At 60.6% G+C, this 22,713-nt stretch carries 17 protein-coding genes; 11 read left to right on the plus strand and 6 right to left on the minus strand.

Going from position 1 to position 22,713, the window contains the following annotated elements:
- The 6 genes from WNY80_RS00065 to WNY80_RS00090 all read left to right on the plus strand — a co-directional run bounded on the left by WNY80_RS00065 (nucleotide 1) and on the right by WNY80_RS00090 (nucleotide 8,628).
- A complete protein-coding gene (locus tag WNY80_RS00065) occupies nucleotides 1-1,164 on the plus strand; it encodes an isovaleryl-CoA dehydrogenase (RefSeq protein WP_342885298.1) in 1,164 nt (387 codons plus the stop codon).
- Nucleotides 1,161-2,777, plus strand: coding sequence for a carboxyl transferase domain-containing protein (locus tag WNY80_RS00070; protein ID WP_342885299.1), 1,617 nt, complete (start codon nucleotides 1,161-1,163; stop codon nucleotides 2,775-2,777). The genes WNY80_RS00065 and WNY80_RS00070 overlap by 4 nt, the downstream gene beginning before the upstream one ends.
- 11 nt (nucleotides 2,778-2,788) lie before the next feature.
- Entirely contained in the window at nucleotides 2,789-4,789 is a 2,001-nt protein-coding gene (locus WNY80_RS00075; protein ID WP_342885300.1) for an acetyl/propionyl/methylcrotonyl-CoA carboxylase subunit alpha, read from the plus strand.
- A gap of 123 nt (nucleotides 4,790-4,912) precedes the next feature.
- The gene (locus WNY80_RS00080; protein WP_342885301.1) at nucleotides 4,913-5,458 is read left to right on the plus strand and encodes a DUF924 family protein; all 546 of its coding nucleotides are present in this window, start codon (nucleotides 4,913-4,915) and stop codon (nucleotides 5,456-5,458) included.
- Between the two features lie 129 nt (nucleotides 5,459-5,587).
- On the plus strand, nucleotides 5,588-8,251 hold the full coding sequence (locus tag WNY80_RS00085; RefSeq protein ID WP_342885302.1) for a mechanosensitive ion channel family protein: 2,664 nt from the start codon (nucleotides 5,588-5,590) through the stop codon (nucleotides 8,249-8,251).
- A gap of 113 nt (nucleotides 8,252-8,364) precedes the next feature.
- Nucleotides 8,365-8,628: a hypothetical protein gene (locus WNY80_RS00090; RefSeq protein WP_342885303.1), complete on the plus strand. Its 264-nt coding sequence runs from the start codon at nucleotides 8,365-8,367 to the stop codon at nucleotides 8,626-8,628.
- Between the two features lie 71 nt (nucleotides 8,629-8,699).
- On the opposite strand, the gene WNY80_RS00095 is transcribed toward WNY80_RS00090, so the two are convergent.
- The 3 genes from WNY80_RS00095 to WNY80_RS00105 are packed head-to-tail and all read right to left on the minus strand — an operon-like array spanning nucleotide 8,700 to nucleotide 13,619.
- Complete coding sequence (locus WNY80_RS00095) at nucleotides 8,700-10,421, minus strand: patatin-like phospholipase family protein (RefSeq protein ID WP_342885304.1); 1,722 nt, start codon at nucleotides 10,419-10,421, stop codon at nucleotides 8,700-8,702.
- A gap of 14 nt (nucleotides 10,422-10,435) precedes the next feature.
- Nucleotides 10,436-11,425, minus strand: a complete 990-nt coding sequence (locus WNY80_RS00100; protein ID WP_342885305.1) for a hypothetical protein — start codon at nucleotides 11,423-11,425, stop codon at nucleotides 10,436-10,438.
- Nucleotides 11,418-13,619, minus strand: coding sequence for an AAA family ATPase (locus WNY80_RS00105; protein ID WP_342885306.1), 2,202 nt, complete (start codon nucleotides 13,617-13,619; stop codon nucleotides 11,418-11,420). The genes WNY80_RS00100 and WNY80_RS00105 overlap by 8 nt, the downstream gene beginning before the upstream one ends.
- Before the next feature lie 437 nt (nucleotides 13,620-14,056).
- On the opposite strand from WNY80_RS00105, the gene WNY80_RS00110 reads away from it, so the two are divergent.
- From WNY80_RS00110 to WNY80_RS00120, 3 genes are all read left to right on the plus strand, one after another.
- Nucleotides 14,057-16,618, plus strand: a complete 2,562-nt coding sequence (locus WNY80_RS00110) for an FAD-dependent oxidoreductase (protein ID WP_342885307.1) — start codon at nucleotides 14,057-14,059, stop codon at nucleotides 16,616-16,618.
- 231 nt (nucleotides 16,619-16,849) lie between these two features.
- Complete coding sequence (locus tag WNY80_RS00115) at nucleotides 16,850-17,695, plus strand: response regulator (RefSeq protein WP_342885308.1); 846 nt, start codon at nucleotides 16,850-16,852, stop codon at nucleotides 17,693-17,695.
- Between the two features lie 59 nt (nucleotides 17,696-17,754).
- Nucleotides 17,755-18,612 carry a response regulator gene (locus WNY80_RS00120; RefSeq protein ID WP_342885309.1) on the plus strand — a complete coding sequence of 286 codons (858 nt, stop codon included), beginning with the start codon at nucleotides 17,755-17,757 and terminating at the stop codon, nucleotides 18,610-18,612.
- A gap of 40 nt (nucleotides 18,613-18,652) precedes the next feature.
- Here WNY80_RS00120 and WNY80_RS00125 read toward each other — a convergent pair whose 3' ends face one another.
- Both WNY80_RS00125 and WNY80_RS00130 read right to left on the minus strand, forming a co-directional pair.
- Nucleotides 18,653-19,654 carry a GlxA family transcriptional regulator gene (locus WNY80_RS00125; RefSeq protein WP_342885310.1) on the minus strand — a complete coding sequence of 334 codons (1,002 nt, stop codon included), beginning with the start codon at nucleotides 19,652-19,654 and terminating at the stop codon, nucleotides 18,653-18,655.
- Between the two features lie 118 nt (nucleotides 19,655-19,772).
- Nucleotides 19,773-19,961 (minus strand): hypothetical protein, encoded by a 189-nt coding sequence (locus WNY80_RS00130; RefSeq protein WP_342885311.1) that lies wholly within the window; start codon nucleotides 19,959-19,961, stop codon nucleotides 19,773-19,775.
- Between the two features lie 118 nt (nucleotides 19,962-20,079).
- On the opposite strand from WNY80_RS00130, the gene WNY80_RS00135 reads away from it, so the two are divergent.
- Together WNY80_RS00135 and WNY80_RS00140 are read left to right on the plus strand one after the other, a co-directional pair.
- Nucleotides 20,080-20,985 carry a LysR family transcriptional regulator gene (locus tag WNY80_RS00135; RefSeq protein ID WP_342885312.1) on the plus strand — a complete coding sequence of 302 codons (906 nt, stop codon included), beginning with the start codon at nucleotides 20,080-20,082 and terminating at the stop codon, nucleotides 20,983-20,985.
- 130 nt (nucleotides 20,986-21,115) lie between these two features.
- A complete protein-coding gene (locus WNY80_RS00140; protein WP_342885313.1) occupies nucleotides 21,116-21,481 on the plus strand; it encodes a hypothetical protein in 366 nt (121 codons plus the stop codon).
- Nucleotides 21,482-21,493: 12 nt separating this feature from the next.
- Here the strand turns inward: WNY80_RS00140 and WNY80_RS00145 are convergent, their stop codons facing one another.
- Nucleotides 21,494-22,684, minus strand: a complete 1,191-nt coding sequence (locus WNY80_RS00145) for an MFS transporter (RefSeq protein ID WP_342885314.1) — start codon at nucleotides 22,682-22,684, stop codon at nucleotides 21,494-21,496.
- Nucleotides 22,685-22,713: the final 29 nt, after the last annotated feature.

Below are 22,713 nucleotides of genomic sequence, written 5' to 3' on the forward strand. Positions count from 1 at the left end.
ATGTTCACGGCAAGCATGAATTTCGGACTGGGCGAAGATATCGACGCGCTCAGGGACATGGTCTCCCGCTTTGCCAGCGAGCGTATCGCGCCGGTAGCCGACCAGACGGACAAAGAGAACCAGTTTCCCATGCATCTTTGGCAGGAGATGGGGGCGCTCGGCCTGCTCGGCATGACCGCCAATCCCGATTTTGGCGGCACCGGCATGAGCTATCTCGCCCATGTGGTGGCGATGGAAGAGATCAGCCGCGCCTCGGCCTCGATTGGCCTGTCCTACGGCGCGCATTCCAACCTTTGCGTCAACCAGATCAACCGCTGGGGCACGGACGCGCAAAAGCAGAAATACCTGCCCAAGCTGTGCTCGGGCGAGAATGTCGGCGCACTGGCGATGAGCGAACCGGGCTCCGGGTCTGACGTGGTGTCGATGAAGCTGCGGGCCGAAAAACGCAACGACCGCTATGTGCTCAACGGCAACAAGATGTGGATCACCAACGGGCCGGACGCCAACACGCTGGTGGTCTATGCCAAGACCGATCCGGAAGCCAAATCACGCGGCATCACCGCCTTCCTGATCGAAAAGGGCATGGCCGGTTTCTCGACCGCGCAGAAACTCGACAAGCTGGGCATGCGTGGCTCCAACACCTGCGAACTGGTGTTCGAGGATTGCGAAGTGCCGTTCGAAAATGTGCTCGGCGAGGAAGGCCAGGGCGTCAGGATCCTGATGTCGGGGCTGGACTACGAGCGGCTGGTGCTGGCCGGTGGTCCGCTCGGCATCATGGCGGCGGCGATGGATGTGGTGGTGCCCTATTGCCACGAGCGCAAGCAGTTCGGCGAGCCGATCGGCAATTTCCAGCTGATGCAGGGCAAGCTGGCGGACATGTACACGACGATGAACGCCTGCCGGGCCTATGTCTACGCGGTGGCGCAGGCTGCCGACCGCGGCGAAACCACCCGCAAGGACGCGGCCGGCTGCATTCTCTATGCGGCGGAGAAGGCGACGCAACTGGCGCTGGAATCCATCCAGACGCTGGGCGGCAATGGTTATATCAACGACTATCCGACAGGCCGGCTCTTACGCGACGCCAAGCTCTACGAGATCGGCGCAGGCACCTCCGAAGTGCGCCGCATGCTGATCGGGCGCGAAATGATGGCGGAGACGGCGTGAGTATCATCCAGTCCAAGATTTCCACCGGCTCGCAAGCCTTCAAGGACAACGCCGCGCGGATGCAGGCGCAGATCGCCGAGACGGCGGCGGTTGCGGAGCTGCACGGGCAGGGTGGACCGGAAGCCTCGCGCGAGCGCCATGTCGGTCGCGGCAAGCTGCTGCCGCGCGAGCGGGTGGCGACGTTGCTTGATGCGGATTCGCCGTTTCTCGAGGTCGGCCGGTTTGCCGCGCATGATCTTTACGGCGGCGACATCGCCAGCGCCGGGTTGATCGCGGGCGTTGGCCGGGTCAAGGGCCGCGACGTGATGGTGGTGTGCAACGACGCCACGGTGAAGGGCGGCACCTATTATCCGCTGACGGTGAAGAAGCATCTCAGAGCCCAGGAAATTGCGCTCGAGAACAATCTTCCTTGTGTCTATCTGGTGGATTCGGGCGGCGCCAACCTGCCCAACCAGGACGAGGTGTTTCCCGACCGGGATCATTTCGGCCGGATCTTCTTCAACCAGGCAAACATGAGCGCCAGGGGGATCTCGCAAATCGCCGTGGTGATGGGATCCTGCACGGCCGGCGGCGCCTATGTGCCGGCGATGAGCGACGAGACCATCATCGTGCGAGATCAGGGCACGATCTTTCTGGCTGGCCCCCCGCTGGTCAAGGCGGCGACCGGCGAGGTGGTCAGCGCCGAGGATCTTGGCGGTGGCGATGTGCACACGCGGCTTTCGGGCGTGGCTGATCACCTGGCCGACAACGACGCCCATGCGCTGGAACTGGCGCGGCAGGCGGTGGCCAACCTCAATGATCGCGGCGGGGCAGGGCTTGCCGGCATGGATGTTCTGACACCGGAAGATCCGCTTTACGATCCGGCGGAGATCGCCGGCATCATTCCGGCCGACACGCGCCAGCCCTATGACATCCGTGAAGTGATTGCGCGTGTTGTCGACGGCTCGCGGTTTGACGAGTTCAAGGCGCGCTACGGCACCACGATCGTCTGCGGTTTTGCCCATGTGATGGGAATGCCGGTCGGCATCGTCGCCAACAATGGCGTGCTGTTTTCCGAGAGTGCGGTGAAGGCCGCGCATTTCATCGAGCTGTGCTCGCAGCGCAAGATCCCGCTGGTGTTCTTGCAGAACATCACCGGCTTCATGGTCGGGCAGAAATACGAGGCCGGCGGTATCGCCAAGGACGGCGCCAAGATGGTCACCGCAGTGGCGACGACGCAGGTGCCGAAGATCACCATGATCGTCGGCGGCTCGTTCGGGGCGGGCAATTACGGCATGTGCGGCCGGGCCTATTCGCCACGGTTCCTGTGGACATGGCCGAACAGCCGGATCTCGGTGATGGGCGGCGAACAGGCCGCCGGTGTGCTGGCGACCGTCAAGCGCGATGCCATCGAGCGCAAGGGCGGTGCCTGGTCGGCGGAAGACGAGGCCGAGTTCAAGCGTCCGACCATCGAGATGTTCGAGCGCCAGTCACACCCGCTCTACGCCTCGGCGCGGCTGTGGGACGACGGCATCATCAATCCGCTCAAATCACGCGAGATTTTGGCGCTCAGCCTGTCGACGGCGCTCAATGCGCCGGTGGAGGACACGAAATTCGGCGTGTTCAGGATGTGATGGAAAAGACCATGATCACCAAAATCCTCATCGCCAACCGGGGCGAGATTGCCTGCCGGATCATCCGCACGGCGCGGAAAATGGGCATTGCCACGGTGGCTGTCTATTCCGAAGCTGACGCACATGCGCTGCATGTCGAGATGGCTGACGAGGCGGTTCTGATCGGCCCGGCGCAGGCGAGCGAGAGCTATCTCAAGGTCGATGCCATCCTCGAAGCGGCCAAGCGCACCGGCGCGGACGCGATCCATCCCGGCTACGGTTTCCTGTCGGAAAACCCGGAATTCGTCGAGCGCGTCGAGAAGGCGGGGCTGATCTTCATCGGGCCGTCGGCCAAGGCGATCCGGGCGATGGGGCTCAAGGACGCAGCGAAAGCGCTGATGGAAAAGGCCAATGTGCCGGTGGTGCCGGGTTATCACGGCGAGGCGCAGGAACTGGTGGTGCTGGCAGGCAAGGCCAACGAGATCGGTTTTCCGGTGCTGATCAAGGCGCGCGCCGGCGGCGGCGGCAAGGGCATGCGCAAGGTTGACCGGCAGGAGGATTTTCCCGCGGCGCTGTCTTCAGCACGGCGCGAGGCCAAGGCTTCGTTCGGCGATGACCGGGTGCTGGTGGAGAAATATGTCGCCACGCCACGGCATATCGAGATCCAGGTGTTCGGCGACAAGCACGGCAATGTGGTGCATCTGTTCGAGCGCGACTGCTCGGCGCAGCGACGGCACCAGAAGGTGATCGAGGAAGCGCCGGCACCGGATATGCCCGAAGACATGCGCGCGGCGATGGGCGAGGCTGCGGTGCAGGCCGCCAAGGCGATCGATTATGCCGGCGCGGGTACGGTGGAATTCATCGTCGATGCCAGCGAAGGGCTCAAGGCGGACCGGTTCTGGTTCATGGAAATGAACACGCGGCTGCAGGTCGAACATCCGGTCACCGAGCTGATCACCGGGCTTGACCTGGTCGAATGGCAGATCCGCGTGGCGGACGGCGAGGTCTTGCCGCTCAGGCAGGATCAACTGTCGATCAACGGCCATGCGGTGGAAGCGCGAGTATACGCCGAGGACGCGGAAAAGGGCTTCCTGCCTGCGGTCGGACGGTTGATGCATCTGGCGTTTCCCGGCGGCGACATCCGGATCGATGCCGGTGTTCGCGCGGGCGACGAAATCACGCCGTTCTATGATCCGATGATTGCCAAGGTGATCGCGCACGGCAAGACCCGGGCGGAGGCACTGGGCAAGCTGGCAGGTGCGCTGGGCCGTACCGAGATTGCCGGCACGGTGACCAACACGGCTTTCCTGGCGCGGTTGTGCCGGGATGCGGATTTTGCCGCCGCGCGGCTCGACACCGGGCTGATTGACCGCAACATTGACAGCCTGACCGAGCGGGCTGCAGCGCCCGATGCAATCCTGGCGTTGGCGGTGCTCGCCGGATCCGGCATGGTGCCGTCACGCAATGGACCTGCCGTGTCGGTGACGGAGATCGGGCCGTTTGAAATCTGGGGTGCTCCGAAACGCTCGGTACGGCTTGAGATCCACGGAACGGAAAAAACCTTCCAGGTGGAACGACAAGGCGCTGCCAGCTGGCGGATTTCCGGTGAAAGGCTGGCGCCCGGCGGTTTGCAGCTGGATGCGGTTGGCCGGACGGGGAATGACTGGAGCTTCAGCGCCGGTGGCGTGATGCAACGCTGCCGCCTGGTCAGCAGCAGCTCCGAAGTCGCGATATTCTTTGAAGGGCTGACCTATCGCTTCGGCAAACCGCAGGGCAAGCGGACCGATGATCTTGCCGCCGGTGGAGATCAGGTGATCTCGGCCATGCCCGGCATCATCAAGCAGGTGCTTGTGGCCAAGGGGCAGGACGTCAAGTCCGGTGAACCGCTGGTGATCATGGAAGCCATGAAAATGGAAATGACGCTGTCGGCGCCGCGGGACGGCGTGGTGGCCGAAGTGCTGGTGACCGTGGGCGCGCAGGTGACGGACGGCGTCAGCCTGGTGATGCTTGAGAGCGAAGCGGACGCTGCCTGAAAACTGCGATTTGTGGCCGTGGCAGCAGGCACCGGGGTGGAAATCAGTGGCGACCTGGTTGAAGCTGCGTCAGAAAACACCAGATTCAACCGACGGAAACACAGCCAGAAGCAGGACATCCTGATGACCGAAACACCTGAAAGCGTACTCGATTTCTGGTTTGGCGAACTGACCCCAAAGGACTGGTTCGTCAAGAACGAGGATCTCGACCGGCGCATCACCGAGCGGTTTTCCGGGCTGCATCTGGCGCTGTCGCGGGAGATTGGCGACGAATGGCGGGCAACGCCGGAAGCGCGGCTGGCGCTGGTCATCGTGTTCGATCAGTTCCCGCGCAACATCTACCGGGGCTCGCCGCTGGCTTTTGCCACCGATGGCCTGGCGCTGAAGGAAGCCAAGGCCGCCCTTGCTGTGGGTGCAGACAACTATGTCGACGAGAGCCGCAGGGCGTTTTTCTACATGCCGTTCGAGCATGCCGAGGACATTTCCGAACAGGAGCGCTGCGTGGCGCTGTTCGAGGCGCTCGGCAACGAGAACTATCTCGATTACGCCAACCAGCACCATGAAATCATCAAGCGCTATGGCCGGTTTCCGCACCGCAATCCCATTCTCGGCCGGTCGTCGACGCCGGACGAGAAGGCCTATCTTGCCCAACCCGGTGCCGGATTCTGAGATCTGACACCACAGACCATCCGTTTCCTGCAAGCATCTGGCAAAAGCAGTGCTGACGCCGATAGCGTTTGCGAAGCACCGGCAGCCTGCTAAGGATGATAAGGTGATGGCGGAAATGGGCAGGTTTTCATGCGATTTGACTGGTTGATTGCGGCATTCGTAGCGTGCCTCATGCTGGCTTTGCCGGCAGGGTTTGCCAATGCGCAAACCGCAGCACCTGCGGAAGTAACGCAGTCGGAAGCGCCGGCGACCGGCAATCAGGCCGCGCCCTCACAGACATCCGCAGCGCCTGTGGCAACGCCGAGCCAGGCGGCACCGGCGGAACCGGTTGTGTCTCCCGCGATTGTCGCGGCTGAAGAGGAACTGACAGCTGCCGAAGCCAGTATCAAGCGATTGACCTCGCAGGTTGAGGAAAACACCGGCAATGACAGCTCGCTGGTGGATCTCAAGCTGGAAGTGGAGGCGCTGGCGCGCAGCATGCTCGACATCGGTGTGTCGTTGCGGCCCAGGCTGACGGAAATCAGGGCGCGGATCGACCAGCTCGGTGCGCCGCCGGCGGAGGGGGAACCTGCCGAACCCGATACGGTGGTCGCCGAACGCGCCCGTCTGGCCGCAGAACGGGCGCAGATCAACGCCCTGACCGGGCGCGCCGAGGCCGTGTCGGTGAAGGCAAGCCAGCTCAGTGACCGGATTGCAGAAGCGCGGCGCGAACTTTTTTCCACGACCCTGTTCAAGAGGACCGAGATCGGTCCGGAGATGTTTGCGCAGGCCGTAAGTGAAATGGATGATGAATCGGATGATGCGGTTCGCACCTACGGGTCGTGGGTGAAATTCGTCTGGGCCTTCAAGTCGCAGGCACTGCTGGGCTGGGTGTTCTTCTCGCTGCTGGCGGCGCTGGTGTTCGTGCCGGGTGCCTACCGGCTGTTCGGCGGGCTGATCGACCGCGATCCGGAGGTCGAGGATCCGCCCTATACGAGCCGGTTGTCGGTGGCGTTCTGGTCAACCGTTATCCCGACCGTGGCGATGACCGCGCTGGCGGGAATTGTCTATGTGCTGGGGCAGAGTTTCTCGATCCTTCGTGCCGATGTCGCTCCGGTTATCGCCAGCGTGCTGATGACGCTTGTGGCGATCTTCTTTGTCGGCAAGCTGGCGCGCGGCGTGCTCTCGCCGAGCATGTCTGCCTGGCGCCTGGTCAACGTCTCCAACGGCGGTGCACGTATCCTCTATCTTCTCGTGGTGGCGATGGTGATCGTCAACGGTCTGGACTTTGTCGGGGACCAGATCAGCCAGTCGCTGGGATCTCCCGTGGTTCTGGCCGTTTTCAAGGGCATGATATCGGTGTTCCTGATCGCGCTTATCCTGATCGCGATGGCGCTTGGCAAACCCATGGTCGCGGTTTCCGGTGACCCCGCAGATCCGGGGCAGCCATGGCCACGCTTTATTTCGATTACGCTTTCGATGGCCGGTATCGGCCTCATGGCCGCCACTGCTCTCGGCTATGTCGGGTTTGCCCGTTTCGCCGCGACCCAGATCGTGGTCACCGGTGCGATCCTGACGACGATGTATATCGGCTATCTCTCAGGCAGGGCGATTTCCGAACCCGGCGCCTTTGCGCAAACCGCAATCGGGAGACGTGTCGAGGACCGTTTCAAGCTCGGGCATGTGGCTCTCGATCAAACCGGGCTGGGTGCCGGACTGCTGATCAGCCTGGCTGTGCTGCTCGTTGGAGTGCCGCTGATCCTGCTGCTGTGGGGCTTTCAGGTCCAGGATATCGAGCTGTGGTTCTACCAGTTCATGACCGAGATCCGCATTGGCGGCATCACCATTTCCATCGTCGGAATCCTGTTCGGTATCCTGCTGTTTCTTTTGGGGCTTTTGGTAACACGCTGGTTCCAGGGCTGGCTTGACGGCAGCGTGATGGCGCGTGGCCGGATGGATACGGGCGTCCGCAACTCGATCAAGACCGGGGTTGGCTACCTTGGGGTGGCAATCGCGGGCCTGATCGGTATTTCCGCCGCCGGCATAGACCTTTCGAGCCTGGCGCTGGTCGCAGGCGCGCTGTCGCTCGGTATCGGATTTGGTCTCCAGAACATCGTCAGCAATTTCGTCTCTGGCCTCATTCTTCTGGTCGAGCGACCGTTCAAGGTTGGCGACTGGGTTTCGACGAGCTCGACCGAGGGATTCGTGAAGAAGATCTCCGTGCGCGCCACCGAGATTGAAACCTTCAACCGCCAGTCGATCATTGTTCCCAATTCCGAACTGATCAATGCGCCGGTCGGCAACTGGACCCACCGCAACAAGCTTGGCCGCATGGATCTGCCCATAGGGGTGAGTTACGATGCCGATCCGCGCAGGCTTATCGAGATCCTGATCGAGGTGGCCCAGGGCCATGACATGGTGCTGGGCAATCCCGAACCGGTGGTTCACTTCTCTGGATTCGGCGATTCCTCGCTGGATTTCGTGCTGAAATGTCACGTTGCCGATGTGCTGACAGGGGTTGGCGTGCGGACGGAACTGAGCTTGCGCATTTTCGAACGGCTGAAAGCCGAGGGCATCGAAATTCCGTTCCCGCAGCGTGATCTCAACATCAAGCTTGGCGATGACGCAGAGGCCGTGACAGTGCTTGCGGAGAAACTTGCGAGCGGCAGCAGCGGATCATCGGGAACGCCAGTGACCGGCGAGGTCAGCGCAGGCAGCCCGCCCGCGCCCAAGCGCTCGCGGAAAAAGACCACTCCCAAGGAAAGGCCGGATTCGATGGAAGAAGGCTCCGATGCGGATGGGGGTGACCGCTGAAAATGAACCATTCAGGCTGCATTCATTCTCGCAATGCAATAAAGCGGTCACAACGGGCCAAACCGGCTCTACAGAGTTCCAACAGGGAGCGGCGGAAATTCCGCCGGACACCGATGAAAACAACCATTCTTGGTCTCGCCATGAGCCTGGCAATGATTGGCGGCGCGGCCGCTGCAAGCATCACCAACAAGGATGCGCAGCCGCAAGTACTGATCGTGACTGAATCCGGTGACAAGATCGAAATGGTGGTCGAAGCCGGCGCCACGGTCAATTTCTGTCCGGCTGGATGTTTCGTGACCATGCCTTCTGGCGACCGCGAAACCCTTGCCGGCAGCGAAACCATCGAGATCGTCAACGGCGCCGCTGTCATCAAGTAAGTCGAAACACCTCCTGAAACCGGGCGCGGACAGAGAACCGGTCCGCGAACAGCAAGCATGCCGGAGAGCTTTTACTGGTCCATGTTTGCGATGTTGCGCAGTCTGGACTGGCTCTTGGGCAGAACGCTCGCGTATTTGCTGATGGGCGTTTCCGCCGTCAATGCCTTGCCCAGAGCCGCAATCTTCTCGGCCTTTGCCTTGATCACTTCGCGTTGGGCGGGCTTCAGTTCTCCGAAGGATTTCGGCTGGTAGTTCACTGCAAGATCGGGGTAGGCGAGGCTGCCCGGTTGCGGCGTTGTGTCCGAGTAGGAATTTGCGAACTGCTCCAGCATTTCCTCGATCGCCTGGACTTCAACCAGATATCGTCTCCAGCGATGTTCATCGAGATCGAACTTGTCATTGATTTCCTGGCCGGCATCCTGGCCAAAGTCCGAAAGCAACTTGATTGTTGAGCTCTCCATCTGGAGATTCAGGCCGCCTTCGGATTCTTTCAGATTCACGGTCACAATGCGCTCGCGATAGCCCGGCAAGATGGACTGAAGCGAATCCTGCCAGTCCTTGGCGCTATCGAACATGGCCATGACAAAGCCCAGCAGGCCCTTGAAATCGTGGGTTGGCAGCAAGCGTCCTTTCGCCGCTTCGATTGGCAGGGTGATCCGTCCGGCTTTCGGTTTGTTGGCATCCTCTTTCCTGATGCGCATGGGGTGATATTCGGAGAGTGACACACCGAATGTCGGCGTCTGCGGCAGGAACTCATCAAAGAAGTGAACCGGAAAATTGCTCGACAGGCCGCCGTCGGAGAACAGGCAGCGCTTGATCGCCGGATAGACCGCCTCGTTCACCAGCGTGTAGTCAATCCGGTGCAGTGGCACAGCCGAAATCAGTCCGGGAAAACTAAGGCTCATGCGCGCCAGAACAACGACAGGCAATTGATCCGATTGAAAATAGCGCAGATCGCCGGCATCCTTTCCCCAGTTCGCGCTCACCTTCGAGGAGCACGAAACCATGTGGTCGACCACCTTCCGGGGAAACAGTTTGCGGAATTCGGCTTCCGAGAAAGCATGGTTGTTGTTTGCAATCGGCAGGATGTAGGGCCGGTGGGTGGTGATGTCCGTGGTGACGGTCTTTACGTTGATCCCCTTTTCCTTGAGGTGCGCAATGGTCAAGGGACCTTCGCTGTCGTCGAGACCTGCCACGGAGTCGATGGTCTCGCTTAGCCAATCGGTGAGGGCCGCTCCTTTGCTGCCGGCTTGGGTGAGGCCCGGGCAGATACCGTAATCATGTTTGGGCAAGGTCACCGTGACCTGCCGCAGCAAGGCTGCGCCGGCGCCTGCAAATGCACCCAGGACGGCAAGCAACAGGCCCAGCAGCGTGAAGCCGAGCGAATGGGAGACAATTCCCAGAGCAATTGCGATCACGATTCCGGGGAGGGCCCATATCAGGGCTCTCCTGCGATAATTTTCCAGAAGAGCTGCAACGATCTTGCCCACGCTTTTCGACATGGCCGCGAGCATGAGATTGAACAGCGGCCGCAATTCGGGAACCGGTTGAAACTTGCCGATCAGATCCGCCGAAAGTTCATTTGGCAGTTCGGCGATCTTCTCGAAACCACCCTTGTCACGGCCATATTCGGCAGCGGCCGTCACCACTGCCGCAATCGCGCCCGCCGAGGTGCCGCCGATGTTCTGGAACCGGTACTCCTTGGCGAGTTCGACCACGGCCATGGGGTAGACCACTCCGCTGGTGATCCCGCCTTTCATCACCAGGTCACATTTCCGTTGTGGCGATGTCATGGCATTCCTCCAGTTCAAATGGTTGCGGTCGAGGTTGCGAGTTCTTGTTTGAATGCGGTGATCCATTGTTGCGCCAGCGCGCTGTAGGGCTGCTCGGGCTCTGCCATCGCGGCCATTTCGGCGATGATCAGTTCGACAAGGTCGTCGAGCGCCTTGCATGCCCCGGTCGCACGTTCGTCCTCAAGCTCAGCCAGCCGGCTCGATGTTTGATCAATCTTGAGAACCAGTTGCCGCAAAAACTCCAGGCGCTGCAGTATCCGTGTGCGCTCCTGCACAAGACCCCAGCGGTTGAGGCCGTAAACCTGGATGGAAACCGCGCCTCGAACGGCATTCTTTCTGGCCCGGGCATTGCTGATGATCTGGTCCGTGTTGCCGGTGTCCGGCACGCTCCCCGACCCGCCTTTGCGGGTCTTGGGCAGCACAAGGCCGATGGGTCTTGCGTGATTGATGTAGAACTCGAGAAAGTCAGCGGGATCTTCGCGGCATGGATCGATGAGATAGGCATCCTCGCCGCCAATATTGTCGGTTTCCCCGATGGCCCTGGTACCGGCGACCGGAAAGGCATCCTTCTTGCCGGTGTTCATGGTCTCGGTGGCGGCTTCGTTCAATTCGGACAAGCTGATCTTGGGGGAGGGCGTTTTCTGCCGGCGGCGCCGGTTGCAGTCGATGCAACTGGGCAGAAGGTTGTCCCATGCCATCGCCAGCCACCAGTAACCGGGGTGGTCGTCCTCTCCCTCGACTGCGCCCTTGGGCCGGAAATGTTCAACATCAACGGGCGCCTGGGCCTGGTAGTAGCTTTCACAATAGGCGCACTTGCCGTGAAACAGGCCATGCAGCGCTGCCTTCACTCCATCGGCCTTGTAGGCCTTGAACGGGTAAGCCTTCTTGCTTTTTTCCGGATCGGCGATGTGCGCGCGGCTCTTTTCCAGCTCGATGAGGCCTTTTGATCCCGGCTCGACGAGATCGCCCGGTGGTGGAGCCGTTGCCCGGTCAACCCTACGCATATGGCCGCTCCAAGGCTTCAAGAATGGTTTTCTTGGTGTCCTCACGCAGCCCGACGCGGGCCGTGGCATTCATGTTGCCGCGCTTGATGATATAGGAACTTACCGCCTCGTGGACGATGCGCGACACCTCGGTGTTGCCAATGGGAAGCGCCTCCTCGATCTCGCGACGGAATTTCTGCAGCATCCGGGCTGCCGGGGAGTTTTCGTCGATCGGTTCGCTGCGCGACTTGACGAGGCTGTCGGCCAGTTCCGCCATGGCCTTTCCGCTGACCGGATCATCCGTGTCGAACAGGCTGAAGAGGTCGGAGGTCAGCAATTGCTCGATGGTCAGTTGCGACACATTGGGGAGTTTCGTCAGGGTCTCGATCGCCACCGGCAGGTTCGAGTCCAGCGCGGGCCCCGGAAGGCGTTGCAGCACCATGACTTCTTCGTCGAGCATGCCCCTGACGCAAAGCGGATCGTGGGTCGTGACGATGAAGGTCATCTTGGGAAGCGCCTTGCGCAATCCCTCCATGATGCGGACTTTCCAGCGGGGATGCAGATGCGCCTCCACCTCATCGATCATGACGATGCCGTGTGCATCATTGAGGGTCTGAAAATCCCAATCGAGCTTCTCGTCGAGAAGCCAGCGCATCATGTCGCATGTCAGCGCCAGGATGGTTCTGAAACCGGAAGACACGCTGGACAAAGGTGTCTTGGACAGTTTGCCATTGGCCCACTCGACCACGACCATGCATCGCTTGGCCTTCTGGTCGCGCTCGATCACATTGAAGTCTTCGCCGATTCCAAAAACGTGACGCAGTGACCTGACCACCATGTTGAATTTGGTCTGGCTGATCTCCAGGAGCCATTTTTCCGGATTGGACAGAAGGCTGTCGCTCTTGAACAGGCTGACGATATTGCGGTGCGGTTCCCATTCGAGAAAGTCGTTGAGATAGTGGCGATAGGCACCGTAGGCGAAAACCGGAATGCCGGGCGGGAACTTGCCATCGACGGTGAAGCCCCTGGACGTGAGCTTGAGGCCAACCTCAAGCGATTTGCCATTGCCGTCGGTAAAGCCGATGTGCACGCTTGCCGAACTGCGGCGCCGCTTTTTCTGATCACCCATGAATGTCGGGTTGAGGAGCAGGTTTTCGGGCTTGATGCCGAGGGCCTGGCGGGCATCTTTCGACGCCAGGGTCAACGTGATGGCTTCAAGGATCGAACTTTTGCCGGTGGCGTTCTCCCCGAGGATCATGAGTGCAGGGGTGAGGCTTTTGCCCTGCTCGTCATTGCGCGCGGGCATCTCGAACTCAACCTGCTCGAGAGACTTGAAGGACCTGATCTTGACCGTCGCCAACTGCCATCGCGAGAGAGCGTCCTTCTTCGGACCGCTTGCCTTTGCGGGCTTTCGCAAGCCCTTGACCGGCGCCGAGATTGCAGGCTGTCCGCTGGACTTCGACCTGGTCGACTTGATGTAACTTGCCATGAGGCCGGGGAATTCTGTCTCCGAAACCCATGCCTTGGATGCAAAATAGGAGTCCGGCCGGCTGGACAACAAGGAAACGTCGCGGGCCAGGCGTTCTCTTGCAATGCCGCGCCTGTTGACCAGGCTGAGCCGGTTGAGATTGAAATGCGCGATCGTCGCTTCGCCGCGGGCGGAAAGCTCGGTCAGGAACCCGTTGTCGGCAAGGATGAGATGGCGGGCGATATCGCGGTCGTTGCAGGGATCGAGCAGAAGGTTCTTTTCCGACACCGGAAGGTGCCAAAGGCCATCATTCTTGTCGGCATAGGCCTTGTATTCCGGTGCGCTGGGTACGCTGCTGCGACGCGTGGCGACCGGGAAGAAGTTGAGTTGCTTCGGTCTGCATTCCCTGCAAACCGGATAGAGGTTCTGCCAGGCGTCGGCCAGCCAGCCATAGGCCATGAACGCGAACTGGTCCTTGCCCACCGGCAACGCATCGCTGGTCGGGCGAAAGCGGTAGGCCGTGAGTTTCGTTCGGGATTCGCAAAAGGCGCACTGATCCGAAAACAGCTCGGAAAGGGCCCTGTCGAGATCGTCGTCGTAGGGCAGGTGCCTGTCGGGTGGTGTTGTCTGTGAGCGTTGTTTCTCGTCCAGCCTGAGATAGGCGAGATAACTTTCCCGCATCTTGTTGAAAGGTGAACTTGCAAGCGTTTTCGGCGCTGGCACGGCATTTCGGTTGACATAGCGCATTCTGCTGGTCCCCGTTCCGTATCTGGAACAAACATACCGCAGTCCGTGCGCTAGCCGAAGGCGAGGGGCGCCGTTTCACGTATTTTTCACATCCCGCACCGGCGCAGGCATGGTGCCGCGACCAGCGCCCGGCAATGCTCTTTGGTTTTGGCCATGTCCCGGTTTCCGGTCATTTCCAGGAAGGCGGTCGACGATTTTTCGATGTGCCGGATTTGCATGTCAGGCAATTCTTTCAAGATGTTACGCTTGGCACCGCAACGACCATGCGATTCCGGCCGGTTGCCTTGGGGCGTTGCGCTCTTGCAATTGCCGGCTTCCGAGATCGCTGGTCCACAGGTCACTGGTCGTCCTTGTATGGCGATAATGTCGTAGACAGGCTCTAGTTTCGATGTGGCAGATCATAAATTCTGCGTCAGGCGCAATCAGGGTAGAAGACAATGGCAGGGTTTCCGGAAAAGGCGAAGGTAGTCATCATTGGCGTGGGCGGCATCGTTGGTGCCTCCATCGCACATCACCTTATCGAGCGCGGATGGGACGACATTGTCGGCATCGACAAGTCCGGCGTGCCCACCGATATCGGCTCGACGGCGCATGCATCCGACTTTTGCTACACGACCAGCCATGATTATCTGTCTGTCTGGACGACGCAGTACTCGATCGATTTCTTCGAGAAGATGGGCCATTACGCCCGCATCGGCGGGCTGGAAATCGTGCGCGCCGGTGACGATGCATGGATGGAGGAAATCAAGCGCAAGATTTCTTCCGGCAAGGCCTTTGGTACCCGGGCCAGCTTTATCGGTCCCGCCGAGGTGAAGGCAAAATTCCCGTTGGTCGAAGAAGAAATGGTTGCCGGCGCCTTGTGGGATCCGGATGCCGGCCTGGTCATTCCACGCTCGCAGACGGTTGCCGGCAAGCTCGTCGATGCGGGCGAGCAGAGCGGCAAGCTGAAGGTTTTCGCCAATACGCCGGCGCAATCGTTGATTGTCGAGGGCGGCCGGATCAAGGGCGTCGTCACCCATCGCGGTACCATCATGGCCGATCATGTCGTCGTTTGTGCCGGCATCTGGGGACGCCTGATCGCGGAGATGGTGGGCGAGGACCTGCCGGTGATGCCGGTCGATCATCCGCTGACTTTTTTCGGCCCCTACACCGAGTTTGAAGGCACCGGCAAGGATATCGGCTGGCCACTGATGCGAGACCAGGGCAATTCGGCCTATATGCGCGATACCGGCGATCCGAAAACCGCCGAGGGCGGGCAGATCGAGTGGGGTTACTACGAGACAGACAAGCCGCGCCTGTGCCATCCGCGCGACATTCTGGAGAAGAACGAAGCGCGGCTGTCTCCCTCGCAGCGCGATCTCGACATGGAGCAGATCATCGAGCCGCTGGAGCGCGCGATGGAGCTGACGCCGATCCTTGGCGAGCTCGGCTACAATGAAAACCACTCCTTCAATGGCCTGCTTCAGGTGTCTGCCGCCGGCGGGCCATCCTGTGGCGAAAGCCAGAAGGTGCGCGGGCTCTGGTACTGCGTCGCCATCTGGGTCAAGGACGGACCCGGCTATGGCAAGCTGATCGCCGACTGGATGACCGACGGACGCACCGAGATCGATCACAACTCGATTGATTACGCGCGCTTCTATCCGCACCAGATGACCGAGGAATTCATCGAGAACCGCTGCTACGAAGCGGCGCAGAAGATCTATTTTCCGGCCATCCATCCGCGCGAGCCCTATGCATCGAGCCGCGGCGTCAAGCGCTCGCCATTTTATGAACGCGAAGTCGAGCTTGGCGGCCATTTCATGGAACTGGGCGGCTGGGAGCGGGCGCATGGCTATGCGGCGAACGAACATCTGCTCGAGAAGTTCGGCGAGCGTGTTCCGGTCCGCGAGAACGAATGGGACAACCGGCATTTCTGGCGCGTGTCCAATGCCGAGCATCTGCAGCTTTCCGAGGATTGCGGCATCATCAACCTGTCGCACTTCCACATGGTCGACATCGAGGGGCCGGATCATGTTGCGCTGATGGAGTGGCTGTGTGCTGCCAGGATCGGCGGCGACAACAATATCGGCAAGGGCATCTACACCCACTTCCTCGACGATGAGGGCATGGTACGGGCCGATTTCACGGTCATCCGCATGGCTGACCGCTGCCGCCTGATCAATGGAGCGGACGCCGGCCCGCGCGATTTCCACTACATGCGGCGCATGGCCGAGGACAAAGGCTATGACGTCACCATCACCGATGTCACCGAGGCCTACACCACAATCGGCATCTGGGGCCCGAATGCCCGTGACACGCTGAAAAAGGTCGTTGCCGACCCAACGGGTCTTGATGTTGAAAACTTCGCCTTTGCTGCGATCAAGCCGATCGAGATCGCCGGCAAGACGGTGTCGGCCTTCCGGCTCTCCTATGTCGGCGAGCAGGGGTGGGAGTTGCACATGAAGTACGAGGACGGTCTTGCCGTCTGGGATGCGCTCCGGTCGACCGGTGTCACGCCGGTCGGGGTGGAGACCTATGCAAACTCCCGCCGCATGGAAAAGAGCCTGCGGCTGCAGAATGCCGATCTGTTGACCCAGTACAATCTGATCGAAGCCGATCTGGCGCGCCCGAAGGTCAAGGAGGCCGATTTCCGCGGCAAGGCCAGGCACCTTGAATACAAGGCGCGGGAGCATCAGCCGGCCATGCTGTGCACGCTGGTGATGACCGACAATACCGACGCCAGGGGCGTAGCCCGCTATCCGGTCGGCATTCTGCCGGTGATGGATCCGGAAACCGGCGAGACCCTTGTCGACGAACTCGGCCGCCGCTCCTATACGACGTCGATCGCCTACGGTCCCACCATCGGAAAGAACATCGCACTTGCCTATCTGCCATGGGATTACTGCCAGGTAGGGCGCAAGCTCAACGTCGAGTATTTCAGCGAGACCTATCCGGTTGAAGTGGCGGCAGTCGGCTACAGGCCGCTTTACGACCCCGAGAACCTCAAGCCCAGGAGCTGATTTCCTGCATGCCGCCTGAAAAGGCGCCTGCTCCGTTGGAGCGGGCGATGGCAGTGGGCGGCAACCGGTTTGAACCGGATCTGGTGCGTGTCCCGGGCCCGAGTTTCCGGGCTGCAAATGTGTGCCGATTCCGGACCGTCTCAGCTCATGCGAGTGCTGATTTCGACCGGTTGTGTTAACCGAAATTCAATCCCGGCATGATTAGCCTGACCTATAAAACAGGGGGCATAAATGTTTATCGGGCTTTCAGGTATGCAATATTCAGGTGGATCACTTGGTGACCACCGCATCATCGTGGCTGAGGATTCGAATGTCTTCACCTCGATGATTGGTCAGAAGCTGAAAGAAAGCTTTGATATCGACATCGAGATCTGCCGCTCTTTCGAAGAGCTTCAGCTGGCATATGACTACAATGACCGGCCGATCACGCTGGCGATTTCGAATATCAATCTGCCCGGTGCAGAAAACGGCGAGGCGCTGGCCTACCTTGCCGGACTGTCGATCCCGATCATCGTTTTCACCGGAACCTTCCATGAGGAAACCCGGGAAGGCATTCTCGCTCGTGACATTGTCGACTACGTCATCAAGGACAGCATCCTGGCGATCGACATGCTCGAGGAATCGGTGTGCCGGTTCCTGACCAACCACCGCCACCATGTGCTCATCGTCGATGACAGCCCGACGGCGCGTGCGCTTCTGCGCAGCCGGCTTGAGCGTTTCAATTTCAAGGTCACTGCCGCCGAAAGCGGAGCCGAGGCCTTGAGCCTGCTGAAGGTGACGCCGGATATCGGCCTTGTGATCACCGACTACAACATGCCCGATATCGATGGTTTCGAGTTGACCCGGCGCCTGCGATCGGTTCGCGGCAGCCACGAGTTGCGCATTATCGGTGTCTCGTCGTCAGACAACCGGTTCCTGTCGGCGCGCTTCCTGAAGGCCGGCGGCAATGATTTCATGTTGCGGCCTTACGTCGACGAGGAATTCTACTGCCGTGTGAACCAGAACCTGGATACGCTTGACCAGATCAAATCCGCACGACGGTTGAAGGGAAACATGGCGGCGGCGAAAGTCGCATAACCCGACCTGCACCCGATCCGGCACCCGTGCGATCGGCCTGCGTAGCAATGGAGTAGCTGATGCCGAGAGCTTCAAACGAACTCGAAATGCAAGCCTATCCGTCTCTGACCGGGGAACGCCTTCGTGTCCTGCTGGTCGAAGATTCACGGATGTTTACTTCGGCGCTCAAATTCAGGTTCGAGACCGATCTCGGGGTCGATGTCGTTACCTGCAGCTCGCTGGCGGAAATGAAACAGGCTGCCAGCGATGCCGGGCACGGTTTTTTCGTGGCTGTCACGGATCTCAACCTGCCGGATTCGCCGCATTGCGAGGCGCTTGACTACGCGTTGGAAATCGATTTGCCGACGATCGTCTTTACGGGCAAGTTCGATTTCAACACGCGCGCCAGCATTCTGAAGAAGAATGTGCTCGACTACGTGATCAAGGATACGGACCGGGCGTTTGATGAAATCGTCACGGCGGTTCAGCGGATCATTTCCAACCGCAACTACCGGATACTGGTGGTGGATGACACCAAGACCCAGCGCAGCATCCTGTCGGCCATGCTGCGTGCGCAGAAATTCGAGGTTGTCGAAGCTGCTTCGGGGCAGCAGGCGCTGGAGATGATTGCGGAAAACCCCGACATCCAGCTGGTGCTGACCGATTATCACATGGGCGACATGGACGGCTATCAGCTGACCCGCAAACTGCGGCGGGACTATACCGACGACATGTTGCGCATCATCGGCATTTCCAACTCGGCAGACCCGGAACTTTCGGCAAGCTTTCTGAAGGCCGGAGCCAGCGATTTTCTCTACCGCCCGTTTGTCCAGGAAGAGTTTCAGTGCCGTATCGCGCAGAACATCGGGATTCTGAGGAAGATGGAAGCTCTTAAACGGGCTGCGGCACCTTACTCGGACGTCGCGGTGTCCGCCTGATCCATTGGTGCTTCGGCCGCGTGGCCGCGGCCGCCGATTCTCAGGCGGCCGTCAGGTACTGCTTGCGCTCGGCGCGTTCCTGCTGCGGTGAGCGGTTGTAGAGTTCGCGGTAGCATTTCGAGAAGTGCGAAGCGGAAACGAAGCCGCAGGCTACGGCCACTTCGACCACCGGCATCGGTGACTGGATGAGCAGGTGCCGCGCCCGGTCAAGACGGATTTCCAGATAATAGCGCGCCGGTGAACGGCCCATTTCCTGGCGGAACAGGCGTTCGATCTGCCGCCGCGACAGGCCGGCATCGTCGGCGATCTCGATCAGCGACAGTGGTTCGGAGAGGTTTGCTTCCATCAACTCGATGATCGACAGCACCTTGGCGTTCTGCACACCGAGACGGGCGCGCAACGGCAGGCGCTGGCGGTCATGGGCGTTGCGGACACGGTCCGTGAGCGCCATTTCACAGATCCGGTTGACCAGCGTGTCGTCATGATCCTGGCCGATCAGGCTCAGCATCATGTCGAGAGCCGCGGTCCCTCCGGCGCAGGTGTGGATGGAGCCGTCGATCTCGTAAAGGTCGGCAAAGACATTGGCCTTGGGGAAGGCTTCGGCGAAACCGGGCAGGTTTTCCCAGTGGATGGCGCAACGGCGTCCCGACAGCAGGCCCGCCTGCGCCAGGATATGGGCACCTGTGCACAAGCCTCCGACGGCAACGCCGCGATTGTGCTCCTCGCGCAACCAGGCCAGAACCGACTTGTTCTGGAACCGTTCGACATTGGTGCCGGAACAGACAAACACCATGGTCGGCCGGTTTTCACCCGACAGGCTGCGCCGCTCGTCGGCGAGCGACGTGTTGACGTTGACGACGACCTGGTTGGATGCCGGCACAGCCTCGCCATCATGCGAAGTCAGGCGCCACTGGTAGCATTCATAGCCCAGCATCCGGTTGGCCAGCCGGAGGGGTTCGATGGCCATCGAAAAGGCGATCATCGAGAAGTCCGGAACCATGAAAAAGACAATCGACCGCTTCGGTTTGTTCTGTGAGGCCATGCCCAAAATCCTGTGCGCGCCTCGCAGAGGCCCATGTCGTGATCAGGCCATAAAAATCCCGGTTTGTCACGGGGATGATTGCGGAATTTTTTCGGCTTGCGACATGGGCTGACAGGCGTCACAGGATCGGTCGGGCATGGATGTCGTTGTGCTTCCTGTTCTGTGTTGGCTGGTCCCGGGGAGCCTGCCAGCCGATGTCCTTCTGCAGTTCGATCGGAAGGTCCAGGATGGTCCGTTCCATGGCAGCACGCTTGTGGTTGGCATGCCACCGGCGGGCATGGCGCATAACCTGAGAAATACCGAACATAATGGTGTCTCCTGTGTCGGTGTTGACCAGCCTGGCTGGATTGACAACAGCATCCCCCCGATGCATTGTTCAATCAAACGAAATGAATTGACCGGAACGATCAACGGAATTGAATGATATGAACGCACCACTCAATCACCCTCTGTTGATGCTGGATCCGGATGTCCTGCGCAGCTTTGTCGCCATCGCCGAGACCGGCAGTTTCACGGCTGCGGCAGCGCGGATCTACCGGACGCCGTCGGCGGTCTCGATGCAGATCAAGCGGCTCGAAGAGCAGTTGGGGGTGTCAGTGTTTCTGCGCGACGCGCGGAATGTCTCGCTCACCCGCGACGGGGAGGTGCTGCTTGGCTATGCGCGGCGGCTGATCGCGCTGAACCGGGAAGCCATCTCCCGCTTTGTCACCTCCGAGGTGTCGGGCGTGGTGCGGATCGGATCTCCGTCTGATTATGGAGAGGCCGTGCTGCCGGGCGTGCTCAAGATGTTCGCCAAGTCGCACCCTTCGGTGGTCGTAGACGTGGTGATCGACCAGTCCTCCAGCCTGCTCAAGCGGTTTGCCTCGGGGCATATCGATATCGCCCTGGTCAGCTGCATGAAAAACCACACACCGGAGCCGGGCGAAGTGATGATGACCGATGACATCGTCTGGGCCGGTGCTAAGGGCGGTCAGGCGTGCCTGATGGACCCGCTGCCTGTCTCGATGTGGGACGAGGGCTGCGTGTGGCGCGAAAGTGCGCTGTCTGCGCTGGAGAGAATAGGGCGGGCCTACCGGGTGGCGTTCATGACGTCACACATGGCCGGTCAGCGGGCGGCAATCCTGGCGGACCTCGCCATCGCGCCGATGGGCCGGAGTTTCGTCGGGCCGGATGTGCAGATCCTGGAAGAGGAATGCGGATTGCCGGCACCGGGCCAGTACCAGCTGCTGCTCAAGGTGGCGGCAGATCCGTCGCCCCAGGTTTGCGCGCTCAGCGACCACTTCCGCTCCTGCTTCGAACGGTTCGGACAGACCGGAGAGTTCGACGTTTAGGCACTGCGTATGCGGTGAGGGGCTTTTGATGAATTCCGGCTGAACGGGATATTCAGGTCAGGGTTAGGTGCGCCTTTGTAGTTTGCTCATGCCGGCGCACTCAACCCCGCGCCGAAGGGGAGACAAGCTCATGAAATCATCCATCCGCATTATCCTTGCGCTTGCTGCAGCGACTGTCGCCATGACGGCTGCTCCGGCGCTTTCATCGGCCTTTACCGCGGGCACGATCACGGCAATCGCGCCGGACGACGCGCTCAACATCCGCAAGTGGCCGTCGGCTCAATCCAGGATCATAGATGCCTACGGGCTGAATGAGACCATCAGCATGACCGGGCGCTGCAAGAACATTGTCACCAATGTCTCGTTCCGGATCGATGGCTACGGCAGCGCCGCCTGGAAATACGCCCAGATGAAGAAAGCCTATGTCTGGTGCCAGGTGATGACCGATGATGCCGAGCTTGGCTGGGCGCGTGGCAAGTACATCTGGCCGGAATGAGGCCAGACAGCCTCAGTTACCTGAAACAGGCGTAGCCGGTGCCTTGGCCCGGCTGCGGGCCAGAGCCAGGTGGACAGCAATCGCAATGGCATAACAGCCGATCAGCAGCGCCGGCAGACCGGTGGCCGCGCCTGTGGCGGCAACCGCCAGCATTGCCGGGGTGCCGAGCGCGTTGCCAAGGTTTCCGGTCTGGGCAATGGCGCCATTGGCCAGTGCCCGGTCAGGCAGCGATGCGTTGAGCTGTGGCACAGCGGCAAAGCTTGCGCCCTGAACCAGCCCCAGTGCCGCGAAAATGGCAATGAAAAGCCACGCGTCGGGGCCTGTGAGCAGAAAGACCAGAACGAGGCCGATGGCGAGTGCAAATCCGATGATGATGACGGATACGGCAGTGAAGCGTCCAAGCAGCACGTTGCCTATGGTCATCGACGCCACGATGCTTGCCAGCGGCATGGCAGCGGCGACGAAGGCGCGCTGGGCGGGATCCACCATGGTCGGCAGGATGGTCAGCATCGAGACAAATGTCAGCGTGTAAAACAGCCATCCCAGTGCCGGTGCGGTGATGAAGGGTGATGTGTAGGCGGTGACGTGACGGCGCAGGATATCGCGGAACGACGGCCAGGGCGGCACTGCGCGGCGATCCTCGGCCGGCAGAACCACGGTCAGGAGAAGCGCGAAGATGGCCATATAGGCCGCATGAAGGGCGGACAGGCCGCCAAGCCCGGCGATTTCAAGGATCAACGGCGCAGACAAGGCGATGCCGGCAAAGGCGACGCCGAAATAGGTGCCCCACAGGGTGAGCGCCTTGGCCTGATGCCGCTGGGTGGTGAACTGGGCGATCAGGGTCGGGGCAGAGACAACGATTGCCAGGTGGGACATGCCTTCAAGCAGGCGGCTTGCCAGCATCCACTCGAAACCCGGCAAGGTTGTCTGCCAGGCCGAAACAGCTGCGCCGAGATAAAGCCCCGAGAGCAGCAGGCGCCGGACGCCGATCTGGATGGCCATGACACCGGCGACCAGACCAAACAGCATGCCCATGACGGAAATAAGCGAGACGAGGTACCCGGAGATTGCGCCGGTCTCACCATAATGGGCCTGCAGTTCGGGAAAGATCACCACGATCTTGGCAAATTGCGCCGCAGCCCCAAGGCCGGCGGCCCACAGGGTGATTACCAGAAACAGCGGTGAACGGATCAGGGAGGTCACGCCTATGCCGTAGCCGCAAGCCCGATTCG

It is taken from the genome of Hoeflea sp. AS16, from assembly GCF_038900095.1.
In the GTDB taxonomy this organism is placed as follows: domain Bacteria; phylum Pseudomonadota; class Alphaproteobacteria; order Rhizobiales; family Rhizobiaceae; genus Hoeflea.

Coding starts and splice junctions, on each gene's coding strand:
- WNY80_RS00090 (WP_342885303.1), top strand. CDS start 8,365: ATGAAAACAACCATTCTTGGTCTCGCCATGAGCCTGGCAATGATTGGC.
- WNY80_RS00100 (WP_342885305.1), bottom strand. CDS start 11,425: ATGCGTAGGGTTGACCGGGCAACGGCTCCACCACCGGGCGATCTCGTC.
- WNY80_RS00080 (WP_342885301.1), top strand. CDS start 4,913: ATGACCGAAACACCTGAAAGCGTACTCGATTTCTGGTTTGGCGAACTG.
- WNY80_RS00105 (WP_342885306.1), bottom strand. CDS start 13,619: ATGCGCTATGTCAACCGAAATGCCGTGCCAGCGCCGAAAACGCTTGCA.
- WNY80_RS00130 (WP_342885311.1), bottom strand. CDS start 19,961: ATGTTCGGTATTTCTCAGGTTATGCGCCATGCCCGCCGGTGGCATGCC.
- WNY80_RS00095 (WP_342885304.1), bottom strand. CDS start 10,421: ATGACATCGCCACAACGGAAATGTGACCTGGTGATGAAAGGCGGGATC.
- WNY80_RS00065 (WP_342885298.1), top strand. CDS start 1: ATGTTCACGGCAAGCATGAATTTCGGACTGGGCGAAGATATCGACGCG.
- WNY80_RS00115 (WP_342885308.1), top strand. CDS start 16,850: ATGTTTATCGGGCTTTCAGGTATGCAATATTCAGGTGGATCACTTGGT.
- WNY80_RS00110 (WP_342885307.1), top strand. CDS start 14,057: ATGGCAGGGTTTCCGGAAAAGGCGAAGGTAGTCATCATTGGCGTGGGC.
- WNY80_RS00140 (WP_342885313.1), top strand. CDS start 21,116: ATGAAATCATCCATCCGCATTATCCTTGCGCTTGCTGCAGCGACTGTC.
- WNY80_RS00125 (WP_342885310.1), bottom strand. CDS start 19,654: ATGGCCTCACAGAACAAACCGAAGCGGTCGATTGTCTTTTTCATGGTT.
- WNY80_RS00120 (WP_342885309.1), top strand. CDS start 17,755: ATGCCGAGAGCTTCAAACGAACTCGAAATGCAAGCCTATCCGTCTCTG.
- WNY80_RS00085 (WP_342885302.1), top strand. CDS start 5,588: ATGCGATTTGACTGGTTGATTGCGGCATTCGTAGCGTGCCTCATGCTG.
- WNY80_RS00075 (WP_342885300.1), top strand. CDS start 2,789: ATGATCACCAAAATCCTCATCGCCAACCGGGGCGAGATTGCCTGCCGG.
- WNY80_RS00135 (WP_342885312.1), top strand. CDS start 20,080: ATGAACGCACCACTCAATCACCCTCTGTTGATGCTGGATCCGGATGTC.